12 protein-coding genes are annotated in these 14,197 nt (G+C 66.5%); 5 read left to right on the top strand and 7 right to left on the bottom strand.

Translation table 11 applies throughout. The features are described from left to right. Positions 1 to 74: 74 nt before the first annotated feature. The 4 genes from XH87_RS29200 to XH87_RS29185 all read right to left on the bottom strand — a co-directional run bounded on the left by XH87_RS29200 (position 75) and on the right by XH87_RS29185 (position 3,999). Complete coding sequence (locus XH87_RS29200) at positions 75 to 2,621, bottom strand: HWE histidine kinase domain-containing protein (protein WP_271589895.1); 2,547 nt, start codon at positions 2,619 to 2,621, stop codon at positions 75 to 77. Beyond that, positions 2,618 to 3,202 carry a biliverdin-producing heme oxygenase gene (locus XH87_RS29195; RefSeq protein WP_271589894.1) on the bottom strand — a complete coding sequence of 195 codons (585 nt, stop codon included), beginning with the start codon at positions 3,200 to 3,202 and terminating at the stop codon, positions 2,618 to 2,620. Before XH87_RS29195 ends, XH87_RS29200 begins: the two co-directional genes overlap by 4 nt. A gap of 132 nt (positions 3,203 to 3,334) precedes the next feature. Beyond that, the gene (locus tag XH87_RS29190; protein ID WP_271590909.1) at positions 3,335 to 3,481 is read right to left on the bottom strand and encodes a DUF1127 domain-containing protein; all 147 of its coding nucleotides are present in this window, start codon (positions 3,479 to 3,481) and stop codon (positions 3,335 to 3,337) included. Positions 3,482 to 3,555: 74 nt separating this feature from the next. Then, positions 3,556 to 3,999, bottom strand: a complete 444-nt coding sequence (locus XH87_RS29185; protein ID WP_271589893.1) for a nuclear transport factor 2 family protein — start codon at positions 3,997 to 3,999, stop codon at positions 3,556 to 3,558. An 89-nt stretch (positions 4,000 to 4,088) separates the two neighbouring features. Between XH87_RS29185 and XH87_RS29180 the strand changes: the two genes are divergently transcribed. Further along, on the top strand, positions 4,089 to 5,006 hold the full coding sequence (locus tag XH87_RS29180; protein ID WP_271589892.1) for a LysR family transcriptional regulator: 918 nt from the start codon (positions 4,089 to 4,091) through the stop codon (positions 5,004 to 5,006). 222 nt (positions 5,007 to 5,228) lie between these two features. On the opposite strand, the gene XH87_RS29175 is transcribed toward XH87_RS29180, so the two are convergent. Then, a complete protein-coding gene (locus XH87_RS29175) occupies positions 5,229 to 5,849 on the bottom strand; it encodes a glutathione S-transferase family protein (protein WP_035699859.1) in 621 nt (206 codons plus the stop codon). 126 nt (positions 5,850 to 5,975) lie between these two features. Here XH87_RS29175 and XH87_RS29170 point away from each other — a divergent pair, with 126 nt between their 5' ends. Further along, positions 5,976 to 7,256, top strand: a complete 1,281-nt coding sequence (locus XH87_RS29170; RefSeq protein WP_271589891.1) for a flavin-dependent oxidoreductase — start codon at positions 5,976 to 5,978, stop codon at positions 7,254 to 7,256. A 207-nt stretch (positions 7,257 to 7,463) separates the two neighbouring features. Here XH87_RS29170 and XH87_RS29165 read toward each other — a convergent pair whose 3' ends face one another. Together XH87_RS29165 and mutY are read right to left on the bottom strand one after the other, a co-directional pair. Next, positions 7,464 to 7,886: a PaaI family thioesterase gene (locus tag XH87_RS29165; protein WP_271589890.1), complete on the bottom strand. Its 423-nt coding sequence runs from the start codon at positions 7,884 to 7,886 to the stop codon at positions 7,464 to 7,466. Between the two features lie 53 nt (positions 7,887 to 7,939). After that, positions 7,940 to 9,058 carry an A/G-specific adenine glycosylase gene (gene mutY / locus XH87_RS29160; protein ID WP_271589889.1) on the bottom strand — a complete coding sequence of 373 codons (1,119 nt, stop codon included), beginning with the start codon at positions 9,056 to 9,058 and terminating at the stop codon, positions 7,940 to 7,942. A 172-nt stretch (positions 9,059 to 9,230) separates the two neighbouring features. Between mutY and XH87_RS29155 the strand changes: the two genes are divergently transcribed. The 3 genes from XH87_RS29155 (at position 9,231) to smc (ending at position 14,183) form a co-directional block, all read left to right on the top strand. Then, positions 9,231 to 9,722: a DUF721 domain-containing protein gene (locus XH87_RS29155; protein ID WP_158669024.1), complete on the top strand. Its 492-nt coding sequence runs from the start codon at positions 9,231 to 9,233 to the stop codon at positions 9,720 to 9,722. Between the two features lie 122 nt (positions 9,723 to 9,844). Then, positions 9,845 to 10,501, top strand: coding sequence for a DsbA family protein (locus tag XH87_RS29150; protein WP_158669023.1), 657 nt, complete (start codon positions 9,845 to 9,847; stop codon positions 10,499 to 10,501). Between the two features lie 217 nt (positions 10,502 to 10,718). Beyond that, positions 10,719 to 14,183, top strand: a complete 3,465-nt coding sequence (smc, locus tag XH87_RS29145) for a chromosome segregation protein SMC (protein ID WP_271589888.1) — start codon at positions 10,719 to 10,721, stop codon at positions 14,181 to 14,183. Positions 14,184 to 14,197: the final 14 nt, after the last annotated feature.

Raw genomic sequence — 14,197 nt, 5'->3', positions numbered from 1 at the left:
GCTGTTTTTGTCGGCAGCTATGCAAAGTTCGCGCGTGAATGCGCAGCGTCATACAGGGCGCTGCATGCGAACGCTCACGAGGCGCCGGCCTTCTGCAATTTGTCGAGTGCATGCTCGATCACTTCCAGCGTGTAGGGCTTCTGGACCACCGGCGCCGACGCCAGTTGCTCCGGGAGCGGCGCGCGCTCGCCATAGCCGGTTGCGAAGATGAAGGGCACCCCGATCTCCTTCAGCTTCTCAGCCACCTTGATGCTGCTCTCGCTACCGAGGTTGAGATCGAGCAGGGCAAAGCTCGGCCGGGTGCGCTCGATCGATCGCAGTGCCTGATCGACGGTGGCGGCGGTGTCGACGTGGCGAGCGCCTAGATCGAGCAGGATGACCTCCGCCGCCATGGCGATGATCAGATTGTCCTCGACGATCAATGCCGTGTCGGAAATCCTGGGTCGGGTGGACTGCTGCTCCTCGACGCGCATGGCGGCTCCTGCGATGGACGGGACCAATTCGACGAAATTGGGGGGAATCACGAACTTTGCCTGCACGCCCAGGAGGTCGAAGCGGATCTCGGCATCGCCCTTGAGGTCGAACGGCACCGATCGCTCGATGATCGTGGTGCCGAAGCCGCGCCGCGACGGTGGCTGTACCGGCGGGCCGCCGCTCTCCTTCCATTCGATGACGAGGCTGGAGGATGGATCAAGGCGCCAGACCACTTCGACACTGCCGGTGGAATCGGCAAGTGCGCCGTACTTGGCGGAATTGGTCATCATCTCGTGCACGACCAGAGCCAGCGTGGCGAACGCCTTGGGATCCAGCGCGACGTCCGGACCGCCCATCTTCACCCGCCCCGCGCGCGCGCCGAGATAGGCGCCGGCCTCGGACTCGACCAAGGTGCGGAGCGCGACCGGGGCCCAGTTCAGGTTTGTGATCTGATCGTGGGCGCGCGCCAGAGCCTGGATGCGGCCGCCGAGCACGCCGGCGAACTCCTCGACGCTGGTCGCGGCGTCCTTGCTTTGCGCCACCAGGGCGCGCACGAGGCTCAGGATGTTGCGGACGCGGTGATTGAGTTCGGCGATCATCAATTCCTGCCGCTCCTGCGCCCCGCGGCGCTCGCGCGCGGCGAGGTCGGACATTTGCAGGATCACCTCCAGCAGCGTCACGCGCAGGCTCTCGGCGATGCGGATGTCGGCCGCCGACCACGGCTTGGACTGGCCCGCCACCGTCTCCTGCCAGAGCTCGAAACTCTTGCGCGGGGTCAGCCGAGGCCCGTTCGGACCCTCGTCGTAGACCTTGTCGGGAGCACCGGCCCAGTTCACCGAGCGCGTCAGCTCGCGGCGGAAGAAGATCAGGCAGTCGCGCGGGGTGCGCGAAATCGGGATGGCGAGAAAGCCCGCCGCACGGGCGCGGAACGCCTGGCCGGCGGCATAGACCTTGGCGATCTCTGCGCTGGCGAAGATTCTTCCCGGCGAGGTCCGGTTGATGAAGGCGACGAGGTCCTTGACCTCGTCCTCGGTCGGCGTCTCGCCTTGAAACGCGATCCTGTCGTCGGACCACACCGCGACGCCGTCGCATTCGATCATCTTGCGATAGTCGCCGAGGAAGTCGACGATGGCGCGGCGGCTGTGCTCGTGCGAGGCGGCGATCTCGATCAGCCGCTCCTGCACCTGGTGGGCGCGGGCCTCATAGGCGACGTCGCCCTCGCGTTCACGCGCCTCGACGATCCAGGAGAACATCTGCCCGAACAGCTCGGAGGCCGTGCGCTTGTCGAATGAGATATAGCGGGGCGAATAATGATGACAGGCAAACAGTCCCCAAAGCTTGCCGTCGCGCAGGATCGACACCGACATGGAGGCGGCGACGCCCATGTTGCGCAGATATTCGATGTGGATCGGCGAGACCGAGCGCAGCACGCTCATTGAAAGGTCGAGCAGGCCGGCATTGTGCGTGGCCGTCGATACCAGCGCTGCAGGCCTCGCATTGACGTCGGCGATGATGCGCAGCCAGTTGCGCTGATAGAGGGTGCGGGCCTGCCTCGGAATGTCCGAGGCGGGATAATGCAGGCCAAGGAAGGATTCCAGTTCCGCCTCCGCGGTCTCGGCGATCACCTCGCCCGAGCCGTCCGGGTGAAACTGATAGACCATGACCCGGTCGAAGCCGGTCAGCACCTTGAGCTGGCGCGCCGCCTCGCGCGCGAGGTCGCTCATGCCGCGCGTCTTGCGGATCCGGTCGAGCATCAGGCGGACGAGCTCGCCGGAATTGACGCCCTGCTCCTGCACGCTCGGCTCGGCCTCGACGACGAGGTAGACGCCGGAGAAATGGATTGAGAGATCATAGGGCGGCTTGCCGGCCTGCAGCTCGACCCCGAACAGGCGCTCGGTCGCGTCCGGCCCGCTCAAATAATCGACGCGGCTGCGGATGGTCTCGACGGCGGCTTCGGAGATGACGGACGACAAAGGCTGGTGCAGCACATCGGCGGCGTCGCTCCCGAGAAAGCTGCCGACATTGTCCGAGGCCATGCAGACGGTGAAATCCGAAAGCACGGCCAGCATGAAGCCGAACGGCTGCACGCTGCCGGGAATGTGGATCGGCTCGCGATCGCAATTGGTGAGATCGACCATCTCGTTCATGCGCGGTCCGCCGCCCGCTCGAACGCGGCGAAGGCGATGCGCGCCGATGCGATCGCCTCGACCTCGTCACACTCTTCCTCGCTTTCGAGCTTTGACAGGAAGCTTTGCCAGAGCCGCTTGCCCGCCCCGTGGCGGAGATAGCTGGTTGCCTCGCCGATGCGGGGATCGTTCGCATCGGCGACCGCCTTCAGCAGAAATTTCGCGCCGAGCCGGGAGCCCTCCAGCACGTACATGGTGCCGAGCATGCCGGCGCGCGTGAGCGGCGGCACGGACACCATCACCGCCACGCTTGCGCCGAGGCGTGCCAGATCGCTCGCGATGGCAGCGCTCCGCGACCGCTCCGGCCAGTCTGGAAAGACATGGTCCACACCAGCCTCCGCCAGCGCGGCCTCGAGCGGAAGAAGCGCACCGGCACTGGCATGAAGAAAGCGGCGATAACCGGAAATGCCGGCCAGGTCGAACGCACACAGTTGCGCATCGAGCTTGCGATGGGCATCCGATGTCGCATCTCTCAGGCGTTCACGGAGCCCGGAAGAGCTGCGGCCCGCATGTATCGTAACGTCCGAAGCCCCGACCAGCATACAACTCCCAAAAAGCCCGCGGTTTCGGGCGCGATTGCCCCAGCGCCCACGCAAACGTCAGGAAGCGGTAAAAGTTCCCGGGGTCCGGAATTGAAGGCGGAAGCGGCGCTCGTGGCGCCGCTTCCGGTCGATTTATGTCCGCCGGACAGGTTTCTTGAACTCGTAGTCGATGTCGGCTCGGGTCATCCCGCAGTCCTGAAGCTCCCGCTCGGTCATCGCAGCGAGCTGGCACCGGGCTCGGGACCGAAGTCGCCAAGTCCGCTTGTGGTCCCCGAGCATCCGCCACATCCGCACAAGCATCGGAAAGCATGATCGACGGGACCGGCCGGTGGAGACGACGTCGTCCAAGCCGGTCAGCTCGCCGCCCTCACGGGCGCGTGGGGGAACGGGCCCAGCGCCCTCTCGGTCAGGATCGAGTCGCAGTACTCGCGGATTTGCTTGATCTTGCCGTTCTCGAGACGGAACACCAGGCAATAGTCGTTGTCGTAGCGCACGCCCTCGGGCGTAACGTTGTCGCCCTTGGCCTCGACGACGACCACGTCGCCTTCGGCGATGAAGCGGTGCGCGACCGTGCGCGTGCGGTCGCGCAGGCGGGTACGGACATAGCCGTGCAGGTCGCTCAGGATCGACTGCTTGCCCGAGAACGTGCGTGACCAGGAATACTGGCCGGTCACGACCCATTCGGCATCCTCGGCAAGGCTCGCGGTGAACAGGGCGCGATCGCGCGCGGCCGGATCCGGATTGGCGGCGGCGGCGAAAATGTCCTGCATCAGCTTCTTGTTGGCGGCAGCGCTCATGGCGGCATCTCCTTGGTGAGAAGACGGAGATCATCGCTGCGCGCCGATAATTCTTCAAATCGATAGCTGGTATGATATCTATTCACTTCATGAATTTGAATTCGCTTGACCTCAACCTGCTGACCGCACTCGACGCGCTGCTGCGCGAGGCCAATGTCAGCCGCGCGGCGATGAGGATCGGCCTGTCGCAGCCGGCGGCAAGCCACGCGCTCCAGCGCCTGCGCGACATTTTTGGCGATCCGCTGCTGGTACGCACCGGCGCGCGGATGGAGCTGACGCCACGGGCCCTGGCGCTGCGCGCCCCGCTGGCCCAGGCGCTGGACCAGGTGCGCGGGCTGTTCGTGCCCGACGATTTCGACGCCGCGCGCAGCGAGCGGCAATTCCGCCTGATGATGCCGGATCTCGCGGTCGAGCTATTGATGCCGCGCTTCATGGAGAAGGTGACGCAGGCTGCGCCCAACGTCCGCATCGACGTCGTGCCGTGGCGGGGATCGGCGATCTTCCATGCCGAGTTCGCCCGCACCATCGATCTCGTGATCTCGATCGGAAACGCCTTCAAGGGTTTTCACCGCCAGCTGCTCTATACCGACAGCGACGCGCTGGCGGTGCGGCGCGGCCATCCGATAGGCGTGAAGCTGAAGCGGCGCGAGACGTTCCTGGCTGCGCGCCATGTCGGCGTGATCATCCGCGGCGGTGCCGAGGATCTGATCGACCCCTGGCTGCGAGCCAAGGGCATCGAGCGGCATATCTCGCTGGTGGTGTCAGGCTATCTCGAGGCGCTGCATGTCGCCGCCCGCACCGACCTGGTCGCCTTCGTGCCGCGCCGGCTGATCGCGGCGCTGTCGAAGCAGCTCGGCCTCGTCACGGTGACGCCGCCGCTCGACCCCGGGATCGACGAGCAGTTCATGTTTCATCCGACCCGCGCACAGATGGACCCCGGCTCGATCTGGCTGCGGCGGCTGATGCTGCAGACGGGACGGGAGTTGGAGAAAGGGAAGGCTGGATAAGTTTGCAGCTTCCACAAACCCGATGTCGTCCCGGACAAGCGCGCCCTAAGCCCGCGCCGATCCGGGACCTCTGCGCGAGCGCTTGCGCTCGTCGCGATAGCCAGAGGATGCAGTTTGGCGAAGACTGCTCGTTCGGAACTTTCTATCGAACACGATCGATAGATTCCGCGGTGTGGGTCCCGGGTCTGCGCTTACGCTTGCCCGGGACGACACCGAGATTTGCTACGCCTTCTGCGCCGCCATCACCTTTGCCACCGCGGGGCGGTCGGACATGCGCTTGAAATGGTCGGCGATCTTCGGCGTCGCCTTGATGTCGACGCTGTCGCCTTCGAGCCAGGTCGACAGCGTGTAGAGATAGGGATCGCAGATCGTGAACTGATCGCCCATCACCCACGGTCCCCTGAACATCTTCTGCTCCATCAGCGCAAAGCAGGCGGCCATGGTCTTCGGCACCATCGCCTTCATGTCGGCGAACGAGCTCTCCTGCGTCGCCCAGCGCGCGCCGCGCATCTTGTGGGCGTGGTTGATGTGCACGGTCGAGCAGAGATAGGAGTTGAACGACTGCACCTGGGCGAAATCGAAGGGATCGTCGAGCGGCGCGAGCTTCGCCTTGGGGAAGGTCTGTGCGACGTAAGCCAGCATCGCCGGCGTCTCGGTGAGCACGCCGCGATCGGTCACCAGCGCCGGCACGCGGCCCTTCGGGTTGATCGCGAGATAGTCCGGGCTGTTCTGCTGGTTGTCCTTGAAGCTCAGCCGTTCGGCCGTGTAGTCGGCGCCGGCCTCCTCCAAGGTGATGTAGGTGGCGAGCGCGCAGGTGCCGGTGGCGTAGTAGAGCTTGAGCATGTCGGACCTCATGGGGAAAACCCGAGGTTAACGGTCATCCGCCGCGCCGTCCATAGGCGACCTGTTCGCAGTTGCCCACGGCCGCCCAGCTGTGCGAAGACGCCGTCAATCGGAGGGGGATTTGTCATGACCGTACTCATCGCCGGCGGCGGCATCGGCGGGCTGACGCTTGCGCTCAGCCTGCACGGAATCGGCGTTCCCGCAAAAGTGTTCGAGAGCGTCGCGGAATTGAAGCCGCTGGGCGTCGGCATCAACGTGCTGCCGCATGCGGTGCGCGAGCTGATCGAGCTCGGGCTGATGGACCGACTGGACTCCAGCGGCGTGCGGACGCGCGAGCTCGCCTATTTCTCCAAGCACGGCAAGCCGATCTGGAGCGAGCCGCGCGGACTGGAGGCCGGCTACAAATGGCCGCAATTCTCGATCCATCGCGGCACCCTGCAGCAGCTCCTGCTCGACGCCGCGATCGAGCGCCTCGGCCGCGAGAACATCCTCACCAGCCACCATCTGACCGGCTGGACCGAGACGGCGGGTGGCATCCGCGCCGATTTCGTCGACAAGGCGACCGGCAAGGCCACAGGCAGCTACGACGGCGCGATCCTGATCGCCGCCGATGGCATCCATTCCGCCGTGCGCGAAAAGCTCTACCCCAATGAAGGCCCGCCGATCTGGAACGGCCGCATCCTCTGGCGCGGCGTCACGCCGGCGAAGGCCTTCCTGACCGGCCGCACCATGATCATGGCCGGCCACGAGATCCTGAAATTCGTCTGCTACCCGATCTCGAAGGAGCCGGATGCGGCGGGCAACCATCTGATCAACTGGGTCGCCGAGCGCCACATGCCGCCGACCTATCAGTGGCGCCGCGAGGACTATAATCGCACTGCACGCATCGAGGAGTTCCTGCCCTGGTTCGAGAGCTGGCAGTTCGACTGGCTCGATGTGCCCGGCCTGATCCGGAACTGCCCGCACGCCTATGAATATCCGCTGGTCGACCGCGATCCCGTGTCGCAATGGACTTTCGGCAAGGTCACGCTGATGGGCGATGCCGCGCATCCGATGTACCCGATCGGCTCGAACGGCGCCTCGCAGGCGATCCTCGATGCGCGCGTCATGACCCGCGAGATCCTGGCGCACGGTCCGACGCAAGCCGCGCTGCTCGCCTATGAAGCCGAGCGCCGGCCCGCGACCACCGACCTCGTCCTGCTCAACCGCAAGAACGGCCCCGAGCAGGTGATGCAGCTCGTCGAGGAGCGCGCGCCGGATGGGTACAAAGTGGTCACCGATGTGCTCTCGCAAAAGGAGCTGGAGGACATCGCCGCCAACTACAAGCGCGTCGCGGGGTTTCAGGTCGAGGCGTTGAACGCGAAGCCGCCGATCGTGAGCAAGGATGCGAAGCGGGTCGAGGCCTGAACTCTCGCATGAAGCGAGATGAGCATTGATGCGCCCTCGCCCCTTGTGGGAGAGGGCAGCGACGCCGGTAGATGCGGGCTCAGTTGGGTGAGGGGTCTGTCTCCGCAGACCAACTCGCAGCTTGATTTCGCTGAAGCGACCCCTCATCCGGCGCTTCGCGCCACCTTCTCCCGCAAGGGGGGAAGGGGTACCGCGCGCGCTGCCAGCTTATTTACTCACCACCCTCGCCGCCTCCAGCAAACGCTCGCTCGCGCTGGCTGTCGCCAGCACCGTGCCGTCCTCCGCCATGAGCTTCGCCTCGACGAACGCGACGGTCTTGCCGAGCTGCGTCACTCTCGCCTCGCCGATGATCGGGCCGGGCTTTGCAGGGCTGAGAAAATTCACGGTCATGCTGATGGTGGTGGTGTAGAGCCGGCCCTCGCTCATCACGAGCACGGCGGGGCCCATGGTGTCGTCGAGCATGGCCGAAAGCATGCCGCCCTGGATGAAGCCGGCCGGGTTGCAGAACTCCGGCTTGCCGTCGAAGCCGAGCCTGATCCAGCCCTCGTCGGGGCGGGCATCGAGCAGACGCCATCCGAGAAGCTCGGCGCAGGGCGGCCTTGGAAAATTGTCGAGCGCAGTCTTGACCATGGGGCAGCCTCCGTATCGCACGCCGATAACGTAACGCTGCTGCCAGCGTGCTGTCAGGAGGATGGCCCCGATGAAAGATCCAGCGCATGCGCGATGACCTTGCGCATGACATTGGGCAGCGCTTCCCCGGCAAGGGTTGCGATCGGCACCCAGCGCATGCCTTCAGGCGCGCGGGTGCGGGCTTCCACCTTCGCGGTGTAGACCACCAGCTCCAGCGGAAAATGCGTGAAGACGTGAGTGACGACGCCCACCTTGCGCTGCCAGCGCGTCAGCCCCTTCAGCTCCGGCGCCTGCTGCTTCGCCGCCGCATCGTCCTGGCCGGCGAGCCAGTCCGAGCCCGGCACTTCGGTCATGCCGCCAAGCAGGCCCTTTTCAGGCCGTGAGCGGACCAGCAGCTCGTTGCCACGCGTGACCACGAAGGCGGCGCCGCGCCTGAGCGTCCCGCTCTTCTTCGGCGCCTTGCGCGGAAACGTCTCCTGCGTGCCTAGCGCGCACGCCGTGCAATCCTCGTTCAGCGGACACAGCGAGCAAGCCGGCTTCTTCGGCGTGCAGATCGAGGCGCCGATATCCATCAGCGCCTGCGCGCTGTCGCCGGCGCGGGACTCCGCCAGCAACGTCGCTGCAAATTGCTGGATCAGAGGCTTTGCCTGCGGCAGCTCTTCCTCGACCGCGAACAGGCGCGTCACCACCCGCTCGATATTGCCGTCGACCGGCATGGTGCGGCGATCGAAGGCGATCGCCGCGATCGCCGCCGCCGTGTAGGGCCCGATCCCCGGCAGCGCGCGCAAACCTTCCTCCGTATCGGGGAAGACGCCGCCATGCTCGCGCATCACCGCGACCGCGCAGGCATGGAGGTTTCGGGCGCGCGAGTAATAGCCGAGCCCGGCCCACATACGCAGCACGTCGTCCAGCGAGGCGCGCCCGAGCCCCATGACATCCGGCCAGCGCGCGACGAACTTTTCGAAGTAGGGGCCGACCGCCTTCACCGTGGTCTGCTGGAGCATGATCTCGGACAGCCAGACGCGATAAGGATCCGATGCCTCGCCGGGCGCCGCGCGCCAGGGCAGCCGGCGGCGGTGGCGGTCGTACCAGGCGAGCAGGAGTTTCGGACGCGATGAGGCTTTCGACCGAACCGGTTTCGATGTCGGCTTCAGGGCAGATCTGGGACTCATGCTCTCAGTGTAACGACGTCACCCCAATCTCTCCACGTCATGCCCGCTCTCGTCGCGGGCATCCACGTCTTTCTTCGCCGGAGAACGTGGTTGGCCGGGACAAGCCAGGACAAGCCCGGCAATGACGACGAGGAGCCTGCGGCTCAGACCCCGAAGTGCTATAAGGTCCCCCATGTCCAAATTCCCTCCCAAGCCCGGTCCCATCAGCGCCAAGCCGCTCGGCATCCTGCTCAACGACGTCTTTGCCGAGGCCTATGCCAAGCAGGGTTTTGCGGCGCGCGAGCTGGTGACGCGGTGGGCGCAGATTGCCGGGCCGGAGATCGCGGCCCATGCCGAGCCGCTGAAGATGCAATGGCCGCGGCCGGTGGAGGGCCAGCCGCCGGAGCCGGCGACGCTGGTGCTGCGGGTCGAGGGGCCGATGGCGCTGGAGATCCAGCACTCCGCCGACGTGATCCTGGAGCGGGTCAACCGCTTCTTCGGCTGGAGCGCGGTGGGCAAGCTGGCCTTTCGCCAGGCCCCTCTGTCCCGGCCCCGGACCCGGAAGCGACCCGGCCCTCCAGACGCCAAGAGCGTCGCCAAAATGGCCGAGAGCCTGGGGGAGATCGAAGATGAAGAACTGAAGACGGCGCTGGCCCGGCTTGGGGCCGCCATCAAGCGAAATTGAGCCTTATTCCGCCGCTAATCTGGACCTGTCCTCGCCGCCCGCCATTGCCTCAATCGACGTTTCGAGCTAGCGACAGGCCGCCCGGGAACCCGGGCGGACCTTGCCAATCCCGGGAGCCGACCTTGATCATCACCCGCCGCGCCTTCACCACGATGTTGTCGCTGACCGGTCTTGCCGCACTCGCCGGGTTCTCGCCGCTGCGGCTCATCTCCGAAGCCATGGCGCAATCCGCCGCCGATGTCGCCAAGCCGGTGTCCCTGCCCGACATGGCGCTCGGGCCGAACGATGCCGCCGTCACCATCACCGAATACGCCTCGATGACCTGCCCGCACTGCGCGGCTTTCAATGAGCAGGTGTTCCCGAAGATCAAGAAGGAATATATCGACACCGGCAAGGTGCGTTACGTCTTCCGCGAGTTCCCGCTCGACATCAAAGCCGCCGCCGGCTCGATGCTGTCGCGCTGCATCGCCAATGGCGATGCGCCGAAATACTTCGCGGTCACCGACATGCTGTTCCGCCAGCAGAACGACTGGGTGCTGAAGAACACCACCGAGACCCTGACGCGGATCGGCAAGCAGGCCGGCCTCACCCAGCAGCAGGTCGAGGCCTGCCTGAAGGACCAGGCGCTGCTCGACAAGATCGCCGCCGACCAGAAATATGCCAGCGACGTGTTGAAAGTCGATTCGACGCCGACCTTCTTCATCAACGGCGAGAAGATCAAGGGCGAGGCCTCGTTCGAGGAATTCGCCAAGAAGATCAACCCGCTGCTGAAGAGCTGATTCGCACGCCACAATCCTGATTCGCGCATCTCAAGCCGCATTCTTCCCGGCATAAATCCCTTGGGAAAAGCGGCTTTCGCTGGTTGCCCTTGCGGCGCACCGCGGCCATTGTCCATCCGCATGAGCCGCCTCGCGCGACTCACCCAGACAGCGACATTGCCTTCCATGGTATTGTCCCGGCAGGGAGATTCGCGCCTGCCAACAGAGATGCGTGTTTATGAAAATCACCCGCCTGCGCCTTCACGGCTTCAAGTCCTTCGTTGAGCCCACGGACTTCGTCATCGAGCCCGGCCTGACCGGCGTGGTCGGTCCCAACGGTTGCGGTAAGTCGAATCTCGTCGAGGCGCTGCGCTGGGCAATGGGCGAGACCTCGTACAAGTCGCTGCGCGCCGCCGACATGGACGCGGTGATCTTCGCCGGCTCCGGCAACCGTCCGGCGCGCAACCACGCCGAAGTGACGATGACGATCGACAATGCCGATCGCACCGCGCCGGCTGCGATGAACGACAGCCAGCTGCTGGAAGTCTCCCGCCGCATCGAGCGCGAGGCCGGCTCGGTCTATCGCATCAACGGCCGTGACGTGCGCGCCCGCGACGTGCAGATCCTGTTCGCCGACGCCGCCACCGGCGCGCGCTCCCCGGCGCTCGTCCACCAGGGCAAGATCGGCGAGATCATCCAGGCCAAGCCGGAACAGCGCCGCCGCGTGCTGGAAGACGCCGCCGGCGTCGCCGGCCTGCACGCCCGCCGTCACGAGGCCGAGCTGCGGCTGAAGGCGGCCGAAACCAACCTCACCCGCGTCGAGGACGTGATCGGCCAGCTCTCCGGCCAGGTGGAGGGCCTGAAGAAGCAGGCCCGCCAGGCCGTGCGCTATCGCGAGGTCGCGGCCAAGGTCCGCAAGGCCGAAGCCACGCTGTACCATCTGCGCTGGATCGGCGCCCATGCCGACGTCAACGAGTCCGGGCAGACCCATGATCTCGCCGTGCGCGAGATGGCCGAGCGCACCCAGCACCAGGCCGAAGCCGCCCGCATCCAGGCCATCCGCGCCGCCGAGATGCCGGCGCTGCGCGATGCGGAAGCGCGCGCCGCGGCCGGGCTCCAGCGCCTGACCAATGCCCGCGAGCAGCTCGACCGCGAGGAAGAGCGCGCCAAGGAGCGCGTCGCCGAGCTCGAGCGCCGCCTCGCGCAGTTCGAAGGCGACATCTCCCGCGCCCAGCAGCAGACCATGGACGCCGATGTCGCCCTGCAGCGGCTCGACGCAGAAGACGCCGAGTTGAAGGAAGAGATCAAGTCGCGCGTCGAGAAGCGCTCCGGCGTCGACGAACGCGTCGCCGAAGCCGAGGCGGTGCTGACCGAAACCGAGCAGAAGTTCGCCGAGCTCACCACCGCGCTCGCCGACCTCACGGCGAAGCGCAACCAGCTCGAGGCCAATGTCCGCACCCACCGCGACAAGCTCGCCCGGCTCGACCAGGAAATCGCGAACGTCACCGCGGAAGAGCAGAAGCTTGCCGCCGAGACCGGCGGTTTCGGCGACCTCGACGAGCTGACCGCTCTGGCCGAGACCGCGGAGCAGACGCTGGCCGCTTCGGAAGCCGCGGCGCAGGCGAGCGAAGCGGCCCATCTCGCGGCGCGTCAGACGCTGGAATCCTCCCGCTCCCCGCTGGTCGAGGCCGACAAGCGCGTGCAGCGGCTCGAGACCGAGGCCCGAACGATCTCCAAGATCGTCAACGGCGAGACCAAGAATCTGTGGCCGCCGATCATCGACGGCATCACCGTCGACAAGGGGTTTGAAAAGGCGATCGGTGCCGCGCTGGGCGACGACCTCGATGCGCCGATCGACCCGTCGGCGCCGATGCGCTGGACCAATGTCGGCCACACCGAGGGCGATCCGGAGCTGCCCGAGGGCGCTGTTCCGCTCGCGAGCCACGTGCAGGCACCGGCCGAGCTGGCGCGACGCCTGGCCCAGATCGGCGTGGTGCCGCGCGAGCGCGGTGCCGGGCTGGTCTCGCAGCTCAAGACCGGCCAGCGGCTGGTCTCGCCCGAGGGCGACGTCTGGCGTTGGGACGGCTTCGTCGCGGCGGCGCATGCACCGACCGGCGCCGCGCGGCGCCTCGCCGAGCGCGCCCGCCTCGTCGACATCGAGAACGAGCTGGAGCAGGCCCGCATCGACGCGCAGATCAAGCGCCAGGCGCTGGAGAACGCCGAGTCCGAGCTACAGATGGCCGCGAGCACCGAAGGCGCCAGCCGCGAAGCCTGGCGCGCAGCGCAGCGCGAGCTGAACGTCGCGCGTGAGCGCCATGCCAACGCCGAGCGCGAGATCAGCCGCCATGCCGCGCGCAAGGCGACGCTGTCCGAAGCGCACAGCCGCCTCGCCGCCGACCGTGCCGAAGCCGAGGCCGCCTACGAATATGCCGAAGCCGGCATCAGCGAGCTGCCGTCGAGCGAGGACACCGAGACGCGTCTCGCCGCCGTCCGCAGCGACATCGAAGGCCACCGCCGCATGGCCGCCCAGGTCCGTGCCGAAGCGCAGGCGCTGGCGCGCGAAGCCGAGCTCGCCGACCGCCGCGTGCAGGCGATCCTCGCCGAGCGCACCGAGTGGCAGAACCGCAAGGAGAGCGCAGCCTCCCATATCGACACCATCCAGGCCCGCATCGCCGAGCTCACGATCGAGCGCAGCGAGCTCGAAAATGCGCCTGCCGTGTTTGCCGAGAAGCGCAGCGCGCTGATCACCGAGATCGAATACGCCGAGAACGACCGCCGCATGGCCGCCGACGCGCTCGCTACCGCCGAAAGCGCGATGGCCGAGACCGACCGCGTCGCCAAGCTGACGCTGGAAGCACTCTCCAGCGCCCGCGAGGCCACCGCCCGCGCCGAGGAGCGCATGGAAGGCGCCCGCCGGCGGCTGGAGGACATTGAGCGCGAGATCCGCGACATGCTCGAGGTCGAGCCGCAGGCCGTTGCCGGCCTTGCCGAGATCGAGCCCGGCGCCGAGCTGCCGCCGCTGCACGACATCGAGGAAGATCTCGAGAAGATGCGCCGCGACCGCGAGCGCCTCGGCGCGGTAAACCTGCGCGCCGAGGAAGAGCTGCGCGAGGTCGAGACCCAGCACACCGGCCTCGTCACCGAGCGCGACGACCTGGTCGAAGCCATCAAGCGGCTCCGCCAGGGCATCCAGAGCCTCAACAAGGAGGCGCGCGAACGGCTGCTGACCTCGTTCGAGGTCGTCAACAACCACTTCAAGCGCCTGTTCGTCGAGCTGTTCGGCGGCGGCGAGGCCGCGCTGCACCTGATCGAGAGCGACGACCCGCTGGAAGCCGGTCTCGAAATCATCGCCAAGCCGCCGGGCAAGAAGCCGCAGACGCTGTCGTTGCTCTCGGGCGGCGAGCAGGCGCTGACCGCGATGGCGCTGATCTTCGCGGTGTTCCTCACCAACCCCTCGCCGATCTGCGTGCTGGACGAAGTCGACGCGCCGCTCGACGACCACAACGTCGAACGGTACTGCAACCTGCTGCACGAGATGACCGGCTCGACCGACACGCGCTTCATCATCATCACCCATAACCCGATCACGATGGCGCGGATGAACCGCCTGTTCGGCGTCACCATGGCCGAGCGCGGCGTCTCGCAGCTGGTGTCGGTCAGCCTGCAAGAGGCGGTGGAGATCCTCGACCAGAACGTGGCGTGATATCTCCGGCGTCA

Source organism: Bradyrhizobium sp. CCBAU 53415, assembly GCF_028128735.1.
GTDB lineage: Bacteria > Pseudomonadota > Alphaproteobacteria > Rhizobiales > Xanthobacteraceae > Bradyrhizobium.
This window is presented reverse-complemented; position numbering and strand designations above follow the sequence as displayed.